General features: G+C 41.1%; 18 protein-coding genes. 15 read left to right on the top strand and 3 right to left on the bottom strand.

Features of this window, described 5'->3' with window-relative positions; translation table 11 throughout:
- The first annotated feature begins 3 nt into the window (after positions 1 to 3).
- The 8 genes from AN213_RS03140 (at position 4) to AN213_RS03105 (ending at position 10,157) form a co-directional block, all read left to right on the top strand.
- Positions 4 to 420 carry a hypothetical protein gene (locus tag AN213_RS03140; protein ID WP_055197332.1) on the top strand — a complete coding sequence of 139 codons (417 nt, stop codon included), beginning with the start codon at positions 4 to 6 and terminating at the stop codon, positions 418 to 420.
- Complete coding sequence (locus AN213_RS03135) at positions 347 to 1,579, top strand: hypothetical protein (RefSeq protein WP_236702882.1); 1,233 nt, start codon at positions 347 to 349, stop codon at positions 1,577 to 1,579. The genes AN213_RS03140 and AN213_RS03135 overlap by 74 nt, the downstream gene beginning before the upstream one ends.
- Positions 1,569 to 2,600: a DUF2169 domain-containing protein gene (locus AN213_RS03130; protein WP_055197328.1), complete on the top strand. Its 1,032-nt coding sequence runs from the start codon at positions 1,569 to 1,571 to the stop codon at positions 2,598 to 2,600. Before AN213_RS03135 ends, AN213_RS03130 begins: the two co-directional genes overlap by 11 nt.
- A complete protein-coding gene (locus tag AN213_RS03125; protein WP_055197326.1) occupies positions 2,590 to 3,498 on the top strand; it encodes a hypothetical protein in 909 nt (302 codons plus the stop codon). The genes AN213_RS03130 and AN213_RS03125 overlap by 11 nt, the downstream gene beginning before the upstream one ends.
- Complete coding sequence (locus AN213_RS03120) at positions 3,486 to 4,511, top strand: DUF4150 domain-containing protein (protein ID WP_055197323.1); 1,026 nt, start codon at positions 3,486 to 3,488, stop codon at positions 4,509 to 4,511. The genes AN213_RS03125 and AN213_RS03120 overlap by 13 nt, the downstream gene beginning before the upstream one ends.
- A complete protein-coding gene (locus AN213_RS03115) occupies positions 4,508 to 8,365 on the top strand; it encodes a toxin VasX (RefSeq protein ID WP_055197321.1) in 3,858 nt (1,285 codons plus the stop codon). Before AN213_RS03120 ends, AN213_RS03115 begins: the two co-directional genes overlap by 4 nt.
- 83 nt (positions 8,366 to 8,448) lie before the next feature.
- Positions 8,449 to 9,645 (top strand): hypothetical protein, encoded by a 1,197-nt coding sequence (locus tag AN213_RS03110; protein ID WP_055197319.1) that lies wholly within the window; start codon positions 8,449 to 8,451, stop codon positions 9,643 to 9,645.
- Positions 9,645 to 10,157: a DUF6795 domain-containing protein gene (locus AN213_RS03105; RefSeq protein WP_055197317.1), complete on the top strand. Its 513-nt coding sequence runs from the start codon at positions 9,645 to 9,647 to the stop codon at positions 10,155 to 10,157. Before AN213_RS03110 ends, AN213_RS03105 begins: the two co-directional genes overlap by 1 nt.
- On the opposite strand, the gene soxR is transcribed toward AN213_RS03105, so the two are convergent.
- The gene (gene soxR, locus AN213_RS03100) at positions 10,154 to 10,609 is read right to left on the bottom strand and encodes a redox-sensitive transcriptional activator SoxR (protein ID WP_054562542.1); all 456 of its coding nucleotides are present in this window, start codon (positions 10,607 to 10,609) and stop codon (positions 10,154 to 10,156) included. The genes AN213_RS03105 and soxR overlap by 4 nt on opposite strands.
- A gap of 76 nt (positions 10,610 to 10,685) precedes the next feature.
- On the opposite strand from soxR, the gene AN213_RS03095 reads away from it, so the two are divergent.
- From AN213_RS03095 to AN213_RS03085, 3 genes are read left to right on the top strand one after another with little or no spacing between them, the layout of a single operon-like run.
- The gene (locus tag AN213_RS03095; RefSeq protein ID WP_055197315.1) at positions 10,686 to 11,150 is read left to right on the top strand and encodes a flavodoxin family protein; all 465 of its coding nucleotides are present in this window, start codon (positions 10,686 to 10,688) and stop codon (positions 11,148 to 11,150) included.
- A gap of 47 nt (positions 11,151 to 11,197) precedes the next feature.
- Complete coding sequence (locus AN213_RS03090) at positions 11,198 to 11,722, top strand: DsrE family protein (protein WP_055021603.1); 525 nt, start codon at positions 11,198 to 11,200, stop codon at positions 11,720 to 11,722.
- The gene (locus AN213_RS03085; protein WP_055197314.1) at positions 11,722 to 12,345 is read left to right on the top strand and encodes a GDSL-type esterase/lipase family protein; all 624 of its coding nucleotides are present in this window, start codon (positions 11,722 to 11,724) and stop codon (positions 12,343 to 12,345) included. The genes AN213_RS03090 and AN213_RS03085 overlap by 1 nt, the downstream gene beginning before the upstream one ends.
- Positions 12,346 to 12,398: 53 nt before the next feature.
- Here the strand turns inward: AN213_RS03085 and AN213_RS03080 are convergent, their stop codons facing one another.
- Positions 12,399 to 14,657 (bottom strand): TonB-dependent receptor, encoded by a 2,259-nt coding sequence (locus tag AN213_RS03080; protein ID WP_055197312.1) that lies wholly within the window; start codon positions 14,655 to 14,657, stop codon positions 12,399 to 12,401.
- Positions 14,658 to 14,920: 263 nt separating this feature from the next.
- On the opposite strand from AN213_RS03080, the gene AN213_RS03075 reads away from it, so the two are divergent.
- The 4 genes from AN213_RS03075 to AN213_RS03060 all read left to right on the top strand — a co-directional run bounded on the left by AN213_RS03075 (position 14,921) and on the right by AN213_RS03060 (position 19,661).
- Entirely contained in the window at positions 14,921 to 15,928 is a 1,008-nt protein-coding gene (locus AN213_RS03075) for a LacI family DNA-binding transcriptional regulator (RefSeq protein WP_054562534.1), read from the top strand.
- A gap of 101 nt (positions 15,929 to 16,029) precedes the next feature.
- Positions 16,030 to 17,280, top strand: coding sequence for a sugar MFS transporter (locus AN213_RS03070; protein WP_055197310.1), 1,251 nt, complete (start codon positions 16,030 to 16,032; stop codon positions 17,278 to 17,280).
- Between the two features lie 9 nt (positions 17,281 to 17,289).
- Positions 17,290 to 18,798: a trehalase family glycosidase gene (locus tag AN213_RS03065; RefSeq protein ID WP_055197308.1), complete on the top strand. Its 1,509-nt coding sequence runs from the start codon at positions 17,290 to 17,292 to the stop codon at positions 18,796 to 18,798.
- Between the two features lie 164 nt (positions 18,799 to 18,962).
- Positions 18,963 to 19,661, top strand: a complete 699-nt coding sequence (locus AN213_RS03060) for a helix-turn-helix transcriptional regulator (RefSeq protein WP_055021610.1) — start codon at positions 18,963 to 18,965, stop codon at positions 19,659 to 19,661.
- Between the two features lie 116 nt (positions 19,662 to 19,777).
- Here AN213_RS03060 and AN213_RS03055 read toward each other — a convergent pair whose 3' ends face one another.
- Complete coding sequence (locus AN213_RS03055) at positions 19,778 to 20,176, bottom strand: hypothetical protein (protein WP_055197306.1); 399 nt, start codon at positions 20,174 to 20,176, stop codon at positions 19,778 to 19,780.
- Between the last annotated feature and the right edge of the window lie 57 nt (positions 20,177 to 20,233).

The raw sequence follows: 20,233 nt of genomic DNA, 5'->3' as shown, positions 1-20,233 counted from the left end.
AAAATGACAGCCACAGTAACTCAGTTATTTGATCAGCAACAAAGCCTCGCAGAGGTCAGTGAAGTATCACCTCAGGGTAAAGCTTTGAGCGTGGTTATTAATCACATTCGTTACGATGTTGCTTTACAAGCTGCCCATGTATCGTGTTGCAAAATAGGTAGCCAAGTTGTGGTGCTACACAGTGAGCAAGGTGTGATTGTAACGGCACTTTTAGCCGCACCTGAACAATCTCCGGCGGCTCACATTAGCAACGAAGCAGGACATATTATTATTGCCGCAGAGCAAAGCGTTAGCTTGCAAACCGCCAAGGGCAGCATCGAAGTATTCGCCGATGGCACTATCGTGCTTGAAGGCGAAGATATTACTGCAAATAGCCAACAAGACCTTACCTTGGCAGGTTGGCCGATTAGGCTTAATTAATATGTTTGCAGCGGTTTCTAAGTTAAAACAGCATCAACAGCGCGTTACCACCTTAATGGCGCACCGAGAAAAGCTCCTTGCGTCAGGGGCGTATAGTCTTGCAAGGCAAAAAGTGTTAGAGCATCAAGTGCTTAATCATCTTTATGTGCTGGCATCGCTTAAGCAGCAGTCACCGTGCGACTACTTCAATGGGAACAGCTTTAATGACCTTGCTGAACTTAGCTGTGATGATTTTTGTGAGATCGCGTTAGCGAGCGACCAGCACGCCATTTTTGTCCTTTGTGCAACACGTTTAATGGCTGCACCAGAGCAAGACAACAGTGATTATTTTTTAGCGCTTAAAAAGCAGCAAGCTCTGCCTGTTTATACTTTGTTATCGCAGCAACTTAAGTATTGGACTATCCCAGAACAAAAAGCACTCAGAGCAACAGTGCTAGAGGGCAAAGAGTCATTACCGCAGCAGCTTAAAACTATTTTGTTTTCGCAGCCTTTAAATGATGCCGAGTTACAACAAGCCCTCGCTCATGCTGATTTTACTTTGGTGTATGCCGCTTTAGTCAATTGCTATTGCCAAGGTGATAAAAGCCTTAGTGATAAAGTATTTAAAGTGTTTTCGAGTACTAGCGAGCCTTCACAAAAAGCGCAGTTGTTACAATTAGCGGGGCTGGTTGACGATAGTCGCTGGCATGAGCCTTGCGCTTTATTTTGTAAAGCGCACCCAGAATTTTGCCAAACCGTATTAAGCCACTTTGTGTATAAATCAGCGCTGGTATTGGTGATAGAGCTTATGGGCGTTGCGCAAACACAGCAAGCAGCTTATCAGGCTTGGCTAACGTTAACAGATAGACCACTTGCAAAAGCAGAAGCCTTAACACTGGTAAGCACGCAAAATCAGCATCATGTGCAAGCCGGTATAAACTTGCATGATGCAGAGCATGTTAGGCAAGCACTGGCTTTAAGCAAAGGAGAGTGTGTTTTAAAAGGCGTGAGTTTTACAAAAGCGCAGCCAGAGCAAGGCTTAGCAGAATTGGCAGGCGAGATTGTACAGCGAGTATTTGCCCCTCAGTTTGAATTAACACTGGCCTGTGGTCTTTATCATACTCAGCAAACAGCAGTTCAGTGGCAAAAGTTAATAGCAGGAGCAAAGCATGCTGCATAACTTTACTCCTTGGCAAGCAAGCGTGTTTGAAGGTTGGCAAACAGATGGCACTGCGTCTCATGTTGTTTTGGTAAAACAGAGCTTTGAGTTTGATGAAAAAGGCAATACTAGCTTAATGGAACCGTGTGTTGAAATCGTCATGGCTGACGAATATAGCGGTGATCCGACTAGCGAGCCGCTGGTGGCAGTGAATGAACAAGTGGCATTTAAGCAAGGTTTCGAAGTGTATGGCAACTTTACTGCGTACCCGCCAAAGGGCAAAACTGCGCGTGTTATTGAGGTTGAGCTAGGCTTAGCTGCAAACGACACACCGATAATTAAAAAGCGATTACGCCTTACTGGCGAACGTAAATGGCGCCGTTCACTGCTTGGCCCTGTCGCAACAGATCCATGCCCAATTACGCCAACAGCTGTTTGCTATAGCCGTGCGTTTGGGGGCAAAGCACACCATGATCAAAGCGATTACAGCCTCGAAAATCCTATAGGTGTTGGCTTTAAACTGAAAAACAAGCACGCAGTAGGGCAGCCTTTACCTGCGATAGAGTATGCCAACGAGGTATTAAGAAAACCAAGTCATCAAGTAAGCGTTGCTGGCTTTTCGGCAATTCCGAGTCATTGGTCACCGCGTTTAGAGTTAATGCCAGATATTGACGAACAAGCACTTATGGCTGGTAAGTACCCGTTCAAAACGTCATTGGCTAGCAACTTTTACAACACAGCCCCAACAGATCAACAAACAAAGCAAGTGTTTACAAAAGGCTGGGCGTTTTCGTTAAGCGGATTATATCCATTACAAGAATATGGCCAGCAACAAACTGTAGAGCTCCCTGTGCTTAAGCCACTAGTACAAGTGGTTAATACGTTAACGAGGCATGATATCGACATGCACTGCGATACCTTAGTAATTGATTCGGACGCACAGTGCTTTTCGCTGTTATGGCGCGGGCATATCAACAGCGATAACGTGGCAAGTAGCAGCAATATAATCGTTGCTGAGCAAGGAGGTAAAGATGCAGTTTGATACTCTTTATCATATTAATGCCGCGGGGTGCTATACCGAAAGCTTTTATACTTCAGTGGCAAACCAAATGTTGTATTCAAAGCCAAGCAAAGCGCTGATCCGCTGCGATATTAGTTTAGATGCCCCTTATGTATTTGTAGAACTGACTGAGCTTGCAGGGCTTGATAGGCAAACTCGTTGCTTGCTAATTTTATCTCATATTATTGAAAATATTGAGTTAAAAAAACTTTGTTGTTCATTTAGGGTCAATAAAGTTCAGTTTATATTACCGCACGCCAGTAATGGCGAGCCGCTGATTGATGATGACACATTAAGTGAATTATTGACTGACGCAATGCCTGAGCAAACACCAGCCTTTGAACAGGTAAGCGATTGGCAGCTCGAAGCAACCGACCTCGATACCCTCGTAGTTGCCGTTGATTCGTGTAATGGTTTTGAATACGTGTCTGAGCAAGCTAAACAACACACAGTACAAGTTGTAAATGGCCCTAGCGGCGTAATTAATGGCGAAGGTGGCTATGCATTGTTGGTACACAGACACGGTTGTTTAAAAGCCATGACTTTTGATGAGTCAATGCCTACTCAGCTTAAAAGCGCAAACATACAGGTTAGTGACTCCTTTATTTTTGCAGGCATGCAGTCGTATGAATGGCAAAAGCAGTGGTTTAGTTATACCCAAAAGCACTATAAAAATGATGACGAACTAATAGAGTTTGCCGAACTAAATACCGTACTTGGTTATCAAGGCGTGGCAAACCAATCTGCGGCATTTGCATTAGCTGGAAGCTATTTGCATAACCCGCTGATGGCTGACTCTGAACACGTTTTTGTGGTGTTCAATCAGCCAAATGAACAGCTATTTAAGATTTCAAGGAGTGAAAGCGAATGTCATATATAAATGCCATGGCTGGCAAAGAATCAGGCAGCGTACAATACGACATAGACGCACTCACTGCTGACGTACGAAGCGGCGGCAGTGTTACATGGCGCCATAATAACCCGACATTACTAGGTCTAACCAATAGTGCACGAAGCAACGGTGCACTCGGCAAAGCCAATGGTATTGCCATTTTTTCGGACCGCTCTGAAGGCGAATCTGCTTTTTTAGATGAAATAGCCAGACCTAAGTACCGAGAGCATACACTTGGTGAACTGGTTAATCGGTTTATTCCAGATTACATTATTCCGCCACCACAATGGGATAACGAGAAAAACCAGCCAATTCTGCCGTGGAACGAACCGCAGACTAATATGGACGTTAACAAACCAATCGATAACCCTCGTGCCTTTTTAGATTTAGTGTCGAATCATTTAGGTTGGCAAGCAGGTACAGAGCAGCAATTAGTTAAAGATACAGAATCAGAGGCACCGCAAACCGCAACAGTCTCTGGGCAAAATGTGCTTATTAATGGCCGCACCGCTGTGCATCAAGATAGCGGCGGTAAGCTAACAACAATCGATGTGTGTTTAACCACGATTGGCACCAGCGTTGTGCCTATTCCCTACGGCAATAAAGCCCAATCGAGCGATGTTACCTCTGTTGCAAGTTCAGTCAAAGTGAATGGTCAAGGAGCTGCTAATGTAAAAAGTTACTTTTCTCAAAGCTCGGGTGACTCTCCAGGTGATAAAAAAGGTATCGCTAGCGGAACGAACGACGGTAAAGCCGAATTTATTATGGGGTCATTTAACGTAATGATTGAAGGCAAGCCTGCGGCTCGCCAAGGCGACCCGATGATATCAAATAATAAAAATACCCCACCCATGCCTCTTATGCAGTCTGGCGGCCCCGCACCAAGGGGGCTTAGAGTGCAAGTTAGGGATAGTTTGCAAGCTGAAAATGCAGGGAAAAAGATCATAGTTAAATTATCTGGAGCAGAAAAGCTAGACGAAGATGGGGTAAATATCCAATGAGTGATTTAAGTGTCGCAGACAAAATCAATATAAAAAATGCCCACAGAGAACTTGTTTTTGAACGCCAATCAGATGGTACGAAAAATGTATCACTGATGGTTAAAGATGAGTCAGTTGATAGAAGTCAAAAAGGTTTTTACAAAATTCCTTTGTATAAAGTGGATGCAAAAGAAGAAAGTGATAATACAGCTGATATTGAACTAGTTCATATATTTCCCATTAGATATGCACATCCTGCTGATGAAATAGATAATCATAAAACGAATCTTAGAGATGGTTACTTATACATTTTTGTTGATGGTCATTTATGGCGTGAACTCAAGGTTACAACTGAGCAAAACGTGACACGTTTTAATGATGTTAATCTTGCGTGGCAAAAAGGCGTCATGACGTGGAAGCAAAATAAAGGTTACAGAGATGCAACGGGCGAAGAACTCAAAACAGTTATTGTGCCTTATAAACTAAATGGGCAAACCTGTGAGGTTCAAGTAGCTTATTCGGAAGTGCAATGGTCTTGGAAGCAAATAGAGCTTTTTGGTGGCCTTAACCCTGAAGATCCAAGATTAAATTATGGCGAGCCAGTAAAACCCGGTGATAATAATAGTGATGCGCAACTATTACGAGGTGATAGGCTTTTCACGTTAGATAAACTCGGCTATTTTGAACAAGGTTATAATAGCGCCAAGCTACCTAAGCATGTTGTGCTTGATGTTGTTAATCAAGCGGGTGTGTATTGCCCAGTTATTCCTGACCAGATAGGTAAAGTGCGCCAAGCCGCAGCGGATATTACATTAACGCGTTCAGTAATTAGTTCACTGCCGATAGAGCAAGTCGCAAATGGACAAATGGTGTCGAGTGTAGCTGAACTCACAAAAGAACAAAGGGGTCAGCTTGAATTAGCATCGTTTGTTCAGCAAACCTTTTTTGCTTTTCCACAGTCTGTTTCAGATAAGTTAGCAACCTATGGTGAAGACAGTGTTTCTGAACAAGAGCAAGATATTGCTGCTGATTATAAAAAATGGGTAGATAACAAATTTGATAAAACAGCGTTCAGAAAATTTTTAGCAACAGCAAAAGTGTTCGAGTTAGGCGAATATATCAATGAATTAAGAGCTAATGTAAAAGATATTTTAGAGGACGAAGATAGCGCCTCTAGTTTTTATCAATGTACGAGGGATTATGCATATCACACGGGCAATCGAAGGCTCGATATGTATCAACTAATGTGCGATGTATTAGCCCCACTTAAAGATTTAACGGCAGACTTGCTTCGTTCAAGCGTAGTGTATGAAAAAGACGCACAAAAGCTTAAACAAATAGACAGTAATGACTTAGGCCAGCATATCATTTTAAAAGTGTTAGGTACCCACCCTGAAGACACTAGTAATCGTGAAAACTTATTGAAATTACACAAGTTACTTTTTCCTGACGAAAAGTGCAGTAACCCAGGCTTAACCGATTACTTAAATTTTAGAGACCCTGACGACCCTAAAAATATCGATTTTGATATGGATGAATTCTATGCCCTTGAGAGCAACGACGATGGGCTAGATGGCTATATTGAAGGTGATTTAACGCAAGTATTTAGACGAAGCAGTCAAGCTGTATGGGGCTTTTTTAATATTATTATGGAAGTCCCCTCTGCTACATATTCAATGTCTCAAGGTAGCGGAACAATTAAAGATGTGTTTACTGCACGTAGAAAAAAACAATCGACCCTTCAGCAAGAAAGTAACGAGGTTCAGCAGCAAATAGCAAACTTAAAAGAACAGATAAAAAACAAACAAAGCGAAATTGAAAGCTCCGAAAAATCACGCAATGAGCTAATTCAAGAAGCGCGTAATCAAGGTATTGATGGCGATGACATCACAGAGCAGTTAAACAGGCAACTTAAACAAAGAAATAAAGAATTAGAACATTACAAAACATTACTTAAACAAGCCAAAACAAAAAGTAGTGTAACCCGCGCGCATTTATCAACCCTGAAAAGTGTTGGGCTCGACATGCTTAATATTGAGGCTCGTATTAAGTCAGTGGCGATGTCGTACAACCCGTATCAAAAAATAATGCATTTAGCGCATATGATCTCAGACGACTTGCTTGTTGAGATAGATATTGACGTTAACGACTATTATCAAGGCAACTTGCCCGATTCAGTCGTGCCGCTTAATTTTGACAGCCGTGCAAAGCGAGCTGAACAACGCATTTTAGAGTTTAATAAAATAACCGAAGGCATTGATGAAGCATTGAGTCAGGGCAGTTACCCTGGTAATGGTGGCACGCGGCCGATTGTTAAACTTAAAGTTAACGATAAAGTAACCATACCTGCTCGGTTAGACCTTATTACGAGTTTAGATGGCGCTTTAAATGAACTTGAGGCTATGGTTACTAAGCAATATTACCAAGCAGATAGCGCCAGAGAAAAAGTAATAAAAAAAATGGTGGTGTTAGATAAGAATAAGCTAACAGCCTTGAAAGAAGCAAAGAGAAAACTAAAAAGTGATATAGAAGATGTTGAGAAAAAACAACTTAAAACAGATTGGGATTTAGCCGGTTATAAAGATCACAATAAGTCTCTCAAAAAATACGCACAAACAGCATTTGGCAAACAGCAAGCGGGTAAAGTAGGCTCAGCCAGTATTGGTGTATTGCCGTTTGTTTCTGGGCTAGAGGCCATTAACTTTTATACCGTAATAACGGGTGATGGCGTGAGTGCCATGGATAAAGCATCGGCTACTTTAGATTTACTTGATGTAATGGTGAATATAGGTAAAGACCTTGTTGAGCGCCGTTATGGTATGCCAAGTTCTGAACAATTGAAACTTTTCTCCAAAAACAAAGTGCCTGCAAGTGAGTTTACTAAAAAAATACTCAGAGGAAGAGTCAGTGTAATTACCGCGAAAGTAATATTGTTTTACGCCGCCAATGCTGCGACATTGCTTGCAGGCGCGATTAGTACCTATGTGGCTGTCAGAGATGCTGTTAATGAATATAACAAGGGGAATGTAGGTCTTGCCACGGCTAATTCCATTATGGCTTTAGGTTTTTTAAGTATGACCGCAGCATCGGGCATTGCTATTGTCACTAAAGGTGCATCTGCATTAATTGCCGTATTTGGTATTGCTGGCTTAGTGATCATTCTTATTGCAGCAGGGCTTATTTATTATTTTAGTGAATCAGAGGTTGAAGCTTGGTTGCATGCATGCCCATGGGGTAAGGCTGCTTTTATTAATGATGGCTCAACAAGTGTGCGAGCAGAACAATGGCGAAATCGCCCTGATTTAGCACTTCTTGATATATACAACGTACTTTACAAGCCTTATACAAAAGTCATTGCAAATGAACACGCTAAAACAGTTTCAATGGGCTTAACGGCTCCTATAGCTGCAGTTAAAGAAGGTGTTGATACAAAGATTAGCTGGCGAATGCTTCCACCTGATAAGGGCATGCTAAATTATTACGCTGCATCATTACTAACTGATTATGACACTAGGCTAGCAAGATATAGCAAGAATAAACACTTTACTGAAATTCCATTAGATTCGGTTATTTTACTTAAAAGTATGTGGGCGTTGCAGCCTGCTCGAACGGGTTGGCAGGCCGAAATAAATAATCACATTTTGTTGGCAGAGCTTGGATTAAAACCTGGTGATCAAATCGAACTTAAATTAGAGGCGACAGTGTACCCAGAAGGTAAAGGTCAACCTACAATTCAGGGCTTTAATAGTATTTATGGCTTACCAATCGAATATTACAAAGAAGGTGAAAAGCCAGGGTTCTTCTCTTGGGGTGATGATCGTAAGTTTATCCACCGCATAGGCAAAGAAACTAGCAAAGCCATTATTCATTTATAAAAGCTAAATTATAAAAATCTAAGCTTTGATAAATTGAGATATAAAAACAAGACAGAATAAGTGCAGCAAATAAAGGAGTAACAATGAGTAGTGATGATAAAAGCTCAGTAAAATCAAGCAAGCTGGATGATTTAATTGATAATCTTGTTAGTGATGAGGATCTTAAACGCTATATTGCTGAACAAAACGACGGTTTAACTCATGAAGAAAGAGAAAAAATTAAAAGAGAAAATCGTATTAACGCAATTAACCAGTGGTGCGCTGAAAACCCTGGCCGAGATCCTGCTAGAGCAAAAGATAAAACCATTAAACAGTTGGCCTTAGATGAAAAAGCGGAGGTACGATTAGAAGAATTTAGAAGAGATAATCCTGAAAAAGCAGCAGAAAGTAGAAGGAGAGCCGAGAACAGTAGTAAATATTTTGATGATAGACAAACCTATACAGAGCAACTACCAAGAGACTATTTACATCAAGACAGTTATGAAACGCGCTTAAAAAAAGCTGAAGCACTCAATGGCTGCAGCTTCAAAACGCGTACCTTTAAAAGTAAGCGTTTTACTGACCAATATGCAGCAGAGCTTGAATCCCCAGATAGTGGCTCAACACTTGAGGGGCATTGGGTAGAGAATGATGGTAAGCAGTTGGCTATTTCATGGTTTGGAGGCTGGTCTAACTTATTTACTGCTCTAAGTTTCCTGCTAATGGTCGCTGCGGTTATGTTTTTTTTCGTTGATTTGGTTGTTATTGGTTTTGTGTGGGGCGACTATCGATGGGTGCCATTTGCTATATATGCACCTATGTTTATTGTCGGTTTTTATATGCTGAAACATCGCGCTATATTAGCGCACCGAGATAATTTTTACTTTAATCGCCATACCGGCCTTGTAAAAACTCCGCATACCTTGTTTAGAAAACCGTTTTATTTACCTTATGAAGACATTGTTTGCTATGGCGCAAATCAGCGTAATGTCGGTTCAGCCCGTGGTGGCTCACGTGTATTTGTATCACTCATGGTGCCGTTAAAATACCCTAAACATTACCGCTTCACTAAGCCCACTTTTTATGTAGGTGGTTCAAATCGTGAATGGGATTCATTGGCATACGCTACAGCCATGACCTTTATGGATACATCCATCCCGCTTGGTACTCACTTATATCAATCGATAGAGCATTACTTCAAAATTGATAAAGACATAACCGAAAAACATGGATTCCCTGAGGAGCTAAAACCTTACTTAGATCCAGTAGATTGCCAAGTAAATAGAGAAGCCGTGTGGTAGTGAGCTTTGTTAGGTTAGCATTTGTCGCTATTATTCTTTTTACTTCAACTGAGGTTTTTGCAGGCATGTTTGGTTTGTTCAATAAAAGTGATTTTTTGTTATCTGCTCCAGTTCAAGGGGTTTTACTAGATAATGGTAAGCCGGTGGCAAAGCAAAAAGTAACCCGTTCGCTTACTTATGGTAAAGAATACATTGATAAGACGATAACAGATGAGAATGGCCGCTTTCGCTTTGATGAAAAGCTAATAAGAACGGCTAAACCTGCAAATATGTTTGATAATGACTCGCTTATTCAACATATCTACCTTGAAAATGGCACTCCTGAAGGTATTGTGCTTTGGTATACAAGTATTTCAATTCATGAAAATAGTAATACCCTTAAAGGGTTGCTTGGCGATCTTGTTTGCGAGCTCTCAAAAAGCCCACAAACAGTTGATATTCAGATAGAAGAGGCGCCTGAGCATACGTTTGCTATTTACGGTATGTGTGAGCTGAGCAAAGCTAAACTTTAATCTCTTTCTAACAGCACAGCGCCGCTGTGCTCTTCACCTAAATAATCATCTTTGTTGTAGATAGGGCATTTGGCCATTGATAAACAGCCGCAGCCAATGCAACCATTAACGCGTTCGCGCAAACGTTGCATGTATTGAATTCGTTCATCTAATTGCGTTTGCCAGACTTTTGAAAGAGCTGCCCAATCTTGTTTAGTGGGTGTGCGTTGCTCGGGTAGGGTGCTTAACGTTTGTTTAATGTCTTCAAGAGTTATGCCCATGGTTTGCGCAGCTTTTATAACGGCAATTCGGCGTAATACATCGGGTTTATAGCGGCGCTGGTTACCGTTATTACGCCAGCTGCGAATAAGCCCTTTAGACTCATAAAAATGCAAAGTTGAAACTTTTACGCCACTGCGTTTTGCCACAAAGCCAACCGCTAGGTTTGCATCAATAAGTTTCTTATCTGACATAATTTGCTCCAAGGTGTTGACCTAAAGTTAGCTTGAGGTTTTACGCTGCGCACATCATAAAAAAGGAGTGATAGTCATGCAACAAAAACCAATAACAAATACGGTAATTATTTATTCAAGTGCGCGAAAAAAGGGTAATACGAGTTTACAAGTTAATGATTATAAAGCGCAGTATGGCGGCGATGTAGTATGCCTAGATGACTATGTTATCTCGCCTTATTGCTACGATAAGCAATATAAAAATGATGACTTTTATGCGGTATTTGAAGCGCTGTTGAATTATCAACACTGGGTGCTGGCATCACCTGTGTATTGGTATAACACCACACCGCAGTTTAAAGCATTTTTAGACCGGATCACTGATTACATGGATGATGAAACACTCAGGACAAAACTGAGAACACTGCGTGAAAAGCAGTTTTCATTGCTCTCAAATGCAGGATCTGCTCAGGCACCTAACGCGTTTATCGAGATGTTTAAAAACACCTTTAATTACTTAGGCATGACCTTTAAAGCGCACCATCATATTGATGCTAGTTAAACGGGTTTAAACAAGGTAGGCTAGAGTAAAAAACAACAGGAACTTTTATGAAATCAACACTGTTAGGTTTATCTTTAGCCTTATTATCTTCGTTTAGTTATGCAGAGCAAGCTGAGCCTGCTATCAAAGGTTTTGGTTTTTATTATGATGTGCCAAACCATGCAGAAATCTCTGATCAAACGGTTTTCAAAGTGGCATTTGATGTAGCTGATGCGGCAGAAAAAGGGGCGCAGAATAACAAAATGAACTCATTAGCACGGTTTATTAATATGCATATAGCCCATGGTGTGAAGCCTGAGAACATTCAACTCGCTTTAGTTGTGCATGGTGGCGCAAGTGTTGATGTACTGGAAAACAGTTTTTATAAACAGCGCTTTGACAGTGACAATAAAAATCAGCAATTGATCTCACAATTGTTGGCACATAATACCGTTGTGTATGTGTGCGGGCAGTCTGCAACGCACATGAAGGTAAAACAGCAGCAGCTTATTCCTGGTGTGCAAATGGCGTTATCGGCAATGACCGCGCATGCACAGTTGCAGCAGCAAGGTTACACACTGAATCCATTCTAATGAATATCTTATGTTTCGGTGATTCAAATACTTATGGTATTTCCCCCGTCGATGGTAAGCGCTTTGCAGCCGATGAGCGCTGGCCTAGTTTACTGGGTATTAAATTAGGTGCCGGCTACCAAGTTATTGAAGCTGGCCAGCCTAATCGTACACTGGTGAACGACCCGCCTTTCAGTGGCGATAAACTGGGCATTAAATACTTAGAGCCCTACTTAGCGGCTTATCATTTAGATATGATTGTTATTCAGCTCGGCACGAATGATTTAAAGCGCCGTTTTGCACTGTCGCCTGCTGATATTGCCAATGCCCTCGAAATACTCATTTTAGATATAAAAAACTACTATCTGCACCGCGAATTACCCAAAATAATGATACTAAGCCCGCCGGCGGTGTATGAGGTTGGCGCGTATCAATCTATATATGCAGGTGCGGCTGCTAAGTCTAGCGAGTTAGTTGAAGCTTTTTCTGAACTGTGTGTGAAACAGCAAACTCTGTTTTTGGATATCACAGCAATCGCTCCGCCTTGCCAGCAAGAAGGTGTGCATTTAACTCTTGAATCGCACAAGTTTATAGCACAGCACTTACATTGCTTAATTGAAAAACAAAAAAGCCACAGGTTATAAAACACTGTGGCTTGGGTATTGATTCTTTCAATCAAGGGGTTTGGGAGAATCGCTTAAAACTCGTAGCTAATGCTTAAGCGTGTAGTACGAGGCATGATGTAACGACCATTCGGTGCATCAGCATTACGAGGGTCACCTTCGGTGATGCCTTGCTCGTCAGTTAAGTTATCAACCGCTAATTGCACTTTAATACCTTCCATAGGCTCAACAATTAAACCAATGTCTACTTTTTCGTAACCTTCTAATACAACTGTGTTTTCGTTGTCGCCCCAACGATCATCAACCGCTGAGATTGTGCCGTATAAGGTTGCATACATATCGCTTACTTCAAAGTCATAGCTTGGTGTTACACGTACTTGCCATTTTGGCTGACGTTGGCTTTCGTTACCTTCGTTGCTTGGGCTTTCTGTGATTTCTGTTTCTTGAAGCGTTGAGTTTAAGTTAACTGAGAAACCAGATTCGTGGTTGTAGTTATAATCAAGCTCAATACCGTAGGCTTCGTTTGTTAAGATTTCAGCCGGTACACCAGGGCGACGAACAAAGGTGTCACCTTTTACTTCGTTAGTGAAGAATGTTGCATAGAAATCGGTGCTATCAGTTAATAGTTTATAACCAAACTCGGCTTGTGTTACTTCTTTAATTAACTTTTCGCCACCTTCGTATGCGCTAAAGTTATCGCGGAAGTCGTCGAAGTAAGGCATTTTGTAACCACGGTTTACGCGCGCAAATACACCCATGTCATCATTAATTGAGTAGTTGATACCCGTTGTCCACGATGTTTTGCTTTCGTCATATTGAACTGACTTGTCGATTACGCCATCAAGACCTTCATCAACTGAGTATTCCACTTCGTGGTTTTCAAAACGAACACCGGCATCAAGTGTAAAGTCATCGTTGAATTTATATTGAGCCGTTGTGTAAAAGGCATTGGTGCGTGCATCACCTGAAGAGTTGATATCGTAGTTGAAGTCACAACCATCAACACTTGCATTACACTCGATGCCGTCTAGCATTTCGCCGCCTGCTTCAAGCACGTGATACGCTGTGTTACCTAAGCTCCACCAGTCATTTGCTGATGTGCTTGCTGTGTAATAACCAAAGGCCAGTGATAAATTATCAAGCTTTTTAGCGAATGCTAAATCATTGGTGAATGCGCTAATTTCTTTTAATACCACCCAACGACCAAGTTGTTGAACCGCTGTGTCTGCATCGTATTCTGTGCCAGTTACTGCACCTGTTGCTGTCTCACCGTTATCTGCCACTGCACCAACGGTTGTTGCAGAGCCTGCCGGTACTAAGCCGTACGTGTTTGCATCACCTTTGGTGATGTTGAAGCGATCTGTGAAGCTCCAACCGTTATCGAATTCAAGTTTGATACTACCGCCAGAAACATGACCTTTCCAACCACGGCCTTCACCTAAGTCGATCTGTTGCTCGTCATTATTTGCACCAGTGTAAATAGTCGCTTGGCGATTTAGAGTACCCAGCTGCGTGTAGCTTGCGTCAACACCGTCAACATTTAGCGGCGTTGGTAAGTACCAAGCACCATGGTCGTCTGTTTGACGCGTGTATAAGTTAATGGTGCCATTTTCTAATTCTTTAGTGATATTAATTGTGAACTGGCTGCCTTTTTCTGATGTGAAACCTGCATCACGAATACCTGGAGAGCTTTTAACATAACCACCCACCATAAAGAATAAGTCATCAGAAATCTCACCACTAACCATAGCGTCAATGCGTTGTAGGTCATAATCTGAAGTTGTGTATTTGAATACACCTTCGGTATCTTCACTACCACGTTTAAGGCGGAAGTTAGTTGTTAAACCTGGTTGGCCATTTGATACAACAGGGTTTGGACCACCGCGTAATGCTTCCATCGTTTCGATTGTTTCATCTAAACGGAATAACGACGAGTTTTCTAAAAATGACAAAGTAGGCGCAGGGTAAATTGGCGAACCTTCAAGGCTTAATGTTAAAAATGGTGCATCACCACCACCAGGGAAACCACGTACAAATACGTTCGCGCCAGACTCACCACCCGAGCTTTCTACCCACACACCCGGCACGGCTTTGAATAAATCAGCTGTACTTTTTGGCGATAATTTAACAATTTGATCTGCATCGATATTGGTTACTGCATAGCCAGCATCAATTTTACGTACGCCAATACCTGCTGGTGTACCAGATACAATAATACGTTCTACTTTTTCTTTCGCTGGTTGCTCAGTTTGCTCTTCGGCCATAACTGTTTGGCCACTCAAAGCTAGCAAAATTGCAGAGGCTAGCGCACTGCGTGTGTATGTAGTTGTCATTGTGTGTTCCCATTTTTTATGTTGTTGAAAGCAATGTATTAGCGAATATTTTGCAATTGTTAACACCTTGCTTTTATAAACCATAAAGATTTATGCAAACGTTTGCAATTTGTTTTTTCAATTTTTTGTCCTTTTTTTACCCACAGGGTGAGTTGGTCTGTTTTGCTTACTGAAAAAATATTATGCTCTTTGGCGCAGCGATTTGGTCGAAATGGTGGTATATTGCCAGCATATGTTTTAAAGGAAAGCAGTGTTTCAGTATCATGAATGATAGAAAATTAAAGTTAGCTGATCTTGCGAAATTAGCCGGTGTTTCTACGTCGACAGTATCTCGTGCGCTCAATGATAACCCATTGATAAAGCAGGAAACTCGCGACAAGCTTCAACAGTTAGCAAAAAAACATAACTTTAGTTTAAACACGGCTGCTAGCCGCCTTCGCACCCAAAAAACTAATGTTGTTGCGGTTATTATTAACCTCGATGGTGATACAGAACAGTCTATTAACGACCCTTTCTTACTTAAAATTGTTGGTGAAATAAATTTAGCGCTAAATAAATTTGGCTTAGAGTTATTACTCTCTAATTCGTTTATGGCCAGTGATGATTGGGCAAATTACTTTATTAATAGCCGCCGTGCCGATGGCATTATTGTGGTCGGCCAAGGTAAAAGCCAAGCAAATATTGAAGCTGCAGCGAGTGCTGGTGTTCCTTTAGTTGTGTGGGGCGATCCAAAAACACCCAGCAGTTACCCAATTGTTGGCAGCGATAATTATTTAGGTGGTCGCATAGCGACTGAGCACTTATTGTCAAATGGCGCTAAAAACATATTGTTTTTAGGTGACCCTGGGCACGCTGAAATTAGTGAACGCCACCGTGGTTATTTAGATGCTATTAATGAAGCCAAAGCCACTCCTCACGTGGTTTCTATCGATATTACTAGTAGTGCTGCTTATAAAGGAATTAACCAATTGTTGGTAGAAAAAGGGCTGTGCTTTGATGGCATTATGGCATGTAGTGACATGGTGGCTTTTGGTGCGATGAAAGCCCTGAAAGAGCGTTACATTAGTATTCCAAACGACGTTGCCCTCGTGGGCTTTGATGATATTGCCATGGCAGATATCAGTCACCCATCTTTGTCGAGTATTAAACAAAATACTCAACGCGCTTCAGTTATTCTTGTTGAAAAGTTGTTAGCCCAGTTAGCAGGCCAGTCGGTAGAATCTCAAGTTGTTGAAATAGAACTAGTAAATAGGCAGTCGAGTCAGCGCTAAACCTATTGAATGTTAGCAATATGTGTAATTTTAAATGCAAACGTTTGCATTTTGTTTTGCGCTAAACTAGACTGAATAAAAATAATCATAGGTTGAAGTGAATGAATCCTATAAGAATAACTATCGCGCTGGCATGCAGCTATTTTGTCTTTGCTATTATGCTCAATAGTGTAGGCACTGTTATTTTACAAGCAATCAATAGCTTAGATGTAAGCAAAACTCAGGCGTCTGTTCTTGAAGGATTTAAGGATCTTAGTATTGCCATTGTGTCATTTTTAGTGGCGTCATTTATCCCTCGCATAGGCTATAAAATTGCTATGCTCGGTGCTTTATTACTGGTAGCAGCAATGTGCTTGGTTGTTCCGAGCATTGCCGACTTTTGGATTTTAAAAGCACTATTTGCCGCAATTGGTTGCAGCTTTGCTGTTATGAAAATCTCTGTTTACTCTGTTATTGGTCAGGTGACTGATAATGCTAATAAACATTCAGCGTTATTAAACACCATTGAAGGGGTGTTTATGCTTGGCGTGCTGTCGGGTTATTGGATTTTTGCGTTATTTATAGACGCTGATAACCCGCAAAGTAGCCACTGGTTGAATGTTTATTACTTGCTTGCAGTGATTGTTGCGGTGGCGTTTATTTCTGTGATTGCGGCACCAATAAAATCGCCAGAACTAAAAACCAATCAGCAATCGCAGCTTCATGATTTTATTGATATGTTAAAGCTGACTTACCAACCCCTTGTGCTTATTTTTGTTGTTAGTGCATTTATGTATGTACTAATTGAGCAAGGCGTGGGCACTTGGCTGCCGACCTTTAATAACCAAGTTTTAAAATTGCCTGTTGATGTCAGTATCCAACTTGCCAGTTTGTTTGCAGCTGCGTTAGCGCTTGGTCGTTTGGTAGCAGGGCAAGTACTTAGGTTTATTAGTTGGTTCTGTTTATTAATGGGCTGCTTGGTCGCTATGGGTGTGCTCGTATTATTGGTGCTGCCTTTGACTCACGATGTAGATGGAAGCCAAGTGAAAAGTGTGTTTGATGTGCCTTTTGCAGCATACATGCTGCCGTTGATTGGCTTTTTTATGGCACCGATTTACCCGTTACTTAACTCTGTGATGCTGAGTTCACTTGCTAAGCACAAGCATGCTGCTATGACTGGTTTAATTGTGGTTTTCTCTGCATTAGGTGGAACAACAGGTTCAATTATTACGGGCTTTGTATTTGATAAATTTAGCGGTCAGCATGCGTTTTATCTCACATTAGTGCCAATAGCCTTGCTATTAATCACCGTTTCAATCTTTAAGAAAATTACCCTAAAACCACAGTATCAAGCGGCTTCAAGCGCAGCATAAGGGATTGTCATGAACTTCGTTAATAGCCAATTATTTAAAGACGTACAGCTAGCAGAAGTGTTTGCTGATTCAAAAATGTTTGCCGATGCAGTGCCAAACTTATCTTGGCAAAGTGCTTGTGAGTTATATCAACTTGTAGGCCCTTTAAAAGGTGATACGTTGCGTGAATTTGTGATGTCGAACTTTGTTTTTGCTGATCAGTCTATTCCGACTGCGAAATTAGATACCACATCAGTTAAACAGTATATTCTTGACCTATGGCCGCATTTGCATCGCAATGCTGATACTGATTTAGCAAGCTCACTAATGCCTTTGCAGTTTGACTACATTGTGCCGGGTGGCCGTTTTCAAGAAATTTATTATTGGGATAGTTATTTTACAGCCTTGGGTTTAGAAGATTGTGGCGACCTAGCCACCATTGAAGCCATGGTTAATAACTTTATTGACCTACAAGAACGTAATGGCTGTATTCCAAATGGTAACCGTGTTTATTATAGCTCTCGCTCGCAACCACCTGTTTTGGCGTTAATGATAGCGATGCTATGGGACGCTAAATATAAACATGAAGCAGATTTAACTTGGCTGGCAAACGCCGTCATAGCACTTGAAGCTGAGTATCAATTTTGGATGCAAGGCTGTAACGACCTTAGCAGTGAAACGCCTGCTATTAGGCGTGTTGTAAAAATGCCTAATAAGGCTATTTTAAACCGCTATTGGGATAGTGCAGCAACACCTCGTCCAGAATCATTAAAAGAAGATTTACATGACGCTGAAGGACTGACAACTGAGCAGCAGCAAAGTTATTTTCAACATATTCGTGCTGCATGCGAGTCTGGCTGGGACTTTAGTAGCCGTTGGCTTTGTGATCATAATGACTTAAAAAGCATTGAAACAACCAATATCATACCGGTTGATTTGAATAGCTTACTTTATAACTTAGAGCATACGTTATCTCGTTTTTACCGTTTACTTGATGAAGAACAAAAGAGTCAATCAATTGCTGAGCTGGCTACACTGCGCTTAGATGCAATTAATACCTATTGTTGGAATTCTGAGGCGGGTGTTTATCGTGATTACAATATTCGACTCAATCAGCAAAGTAGTGTCGATTCGATGGCAATGGCTGTTCCTTTGTTTGTAGGCGCTGCATCTGTACAACAAGCTCAACAAGTGAAGCAAAAACTGATGAGTGAGTTTTTAAAACCCGGTGGTTTAGTGACAACATTGTGTAGTACACCACAACAATGGGATAGTCCTAACGGTTGGGCGCCGCTACAATGGTTCGCTGTAAAAGGTTTAACAGAGTATGGCTTTGTCAGCGAGGCACAGGCGATCATAAAAAACTGGCTGAGTATGATCGAAGTGCGTTTTGCAGAAGATAAGTGCCTTCTTGAAAAGTACAATGTGTGCGAATTAGTTAGCCGTGCAGGTGGTGGCGAATACACAGTACAGCAAGGATTTGGTTGGACAAACGGTGTAACATCACGTTTTTACAAACTACTTGATGACTCGCTCTAAAAGGGGAGATGTGAGTATTGTTTGTTTACATTATATTAACCTGAGCGTCTGGCCATCCAAATGGGTTAGTAATGTTGTAAATTGCCAAAATAAAGGCTTATGAACGGTTGAATCATGTATCTAAATTAGGTATTGTGAATAAAATGTTTCAAGGAAGAAATGAGATGATTCAACCAACTTCTGTATTTCTAAAAACACAGCCAAGGTTACAAAACCGCAGTCAAAATTATCAATATTTAATTAAAATACTCGATGCGTTTTTTATGCGCGTGAAAGTCGATGCAAGCTTGCCTCAAGACTCTATGCGCGAAGAGTTTAACCTTTATTTGATTGATAGCACTGACGCACATTGGAAAGACTTACTACCTGCAGAGTTAGTGCAACTTGCTAAGCAACATTTAGTGGTTATTTTTAATGCGGACGCTAATGCAATTTGCGAAAAAAACTTACTTTTAAATGGCATTAAAGGGGTGTTTTTTGCAGATCAATCACCTGAGGATATTTTTGCAGGGCTGGTCAGAGTGATCAATGGCGAGCTGTTTTTTAGCCGTAAGAGTATTTCTACTACCTTTAACCATATGCTATCTGCAATGTCTCGCAGCCAATTCAATGCTAGTAACGATTCGGTAAATACAGATATTGACCTCAGCTTACTGACTAAACGAGAAAAATCAGTGATTCACTTACTTGCCCAAGGTGCGAGTAATCGAGATATCGCAGAGCGTTTAAATATCAGCGATCATACAGTTAAAACCCATCTGTACAGTGCATTCAAAAAAACGGCATCGCGTAACCGCGTGGAGCTGGCTAATTGGGCTCAAAATTACATGGCAGTGAGTTTGTCTTTACAAAATACACAGTGACAAACTGCAGCTAGTTTAATCCCAGTGGTAGTGTTTGTTATTAAAGCTGGTTTAGCACTTGCTCGATGCTTAAAAATCCAGCTTCAAGCAAGTAGCCTTCAAAATCGTGTTTCCGTTTAGCTTCCATTATTCGAGCCTCGGTTCGATTTAGATGTGACCTTATTCATAAAATACAGTGGAATACAGAGTATTAATAATCCTAGCCATTGCCATAATGGAGCAAAAAGAAACACCTGCGCTGATTGTGCATCATGAGAAAAATAGATTGAACCTATGGTCACAGTACCAAATAAGACACACATAATAGTGACAATAAACGTGGCAATTTGTGCCACTCTTGTTTTACTGTGTTCAACCATCCACGCCATTAATAAATAGGGCGAAATCCCCCATAAAACAAAACCAATTGGCAGACTTTTTGAACTGTCAAAATTATCAATTGTGATGACTAGAGTAATCAGTGCGGCTAAAACAATAAGAGAATAAGCGCATTTGGAGAAGGTAATCCATTTCATAAATAAAACTTAATTAATACCAACCCGCAATAATACTTAATCATTTTGAGGGATTAA

This window comes from Pseudoalteromonas sp. P1-8 (assembly GCF_001399985.1).
In the GTDB taxonomy this organism is placed as follows: domain Bacteria; phylum Pseudomonadota; class Gammaproteobacteria; order Enterobacterales; family Alteromonadaceae; genus Pseudoalteromonas.
Note: the sequence above shows the minus strand (reverse complement) of the source record. Positions and strands in the feature narration are given on the sequence as shown.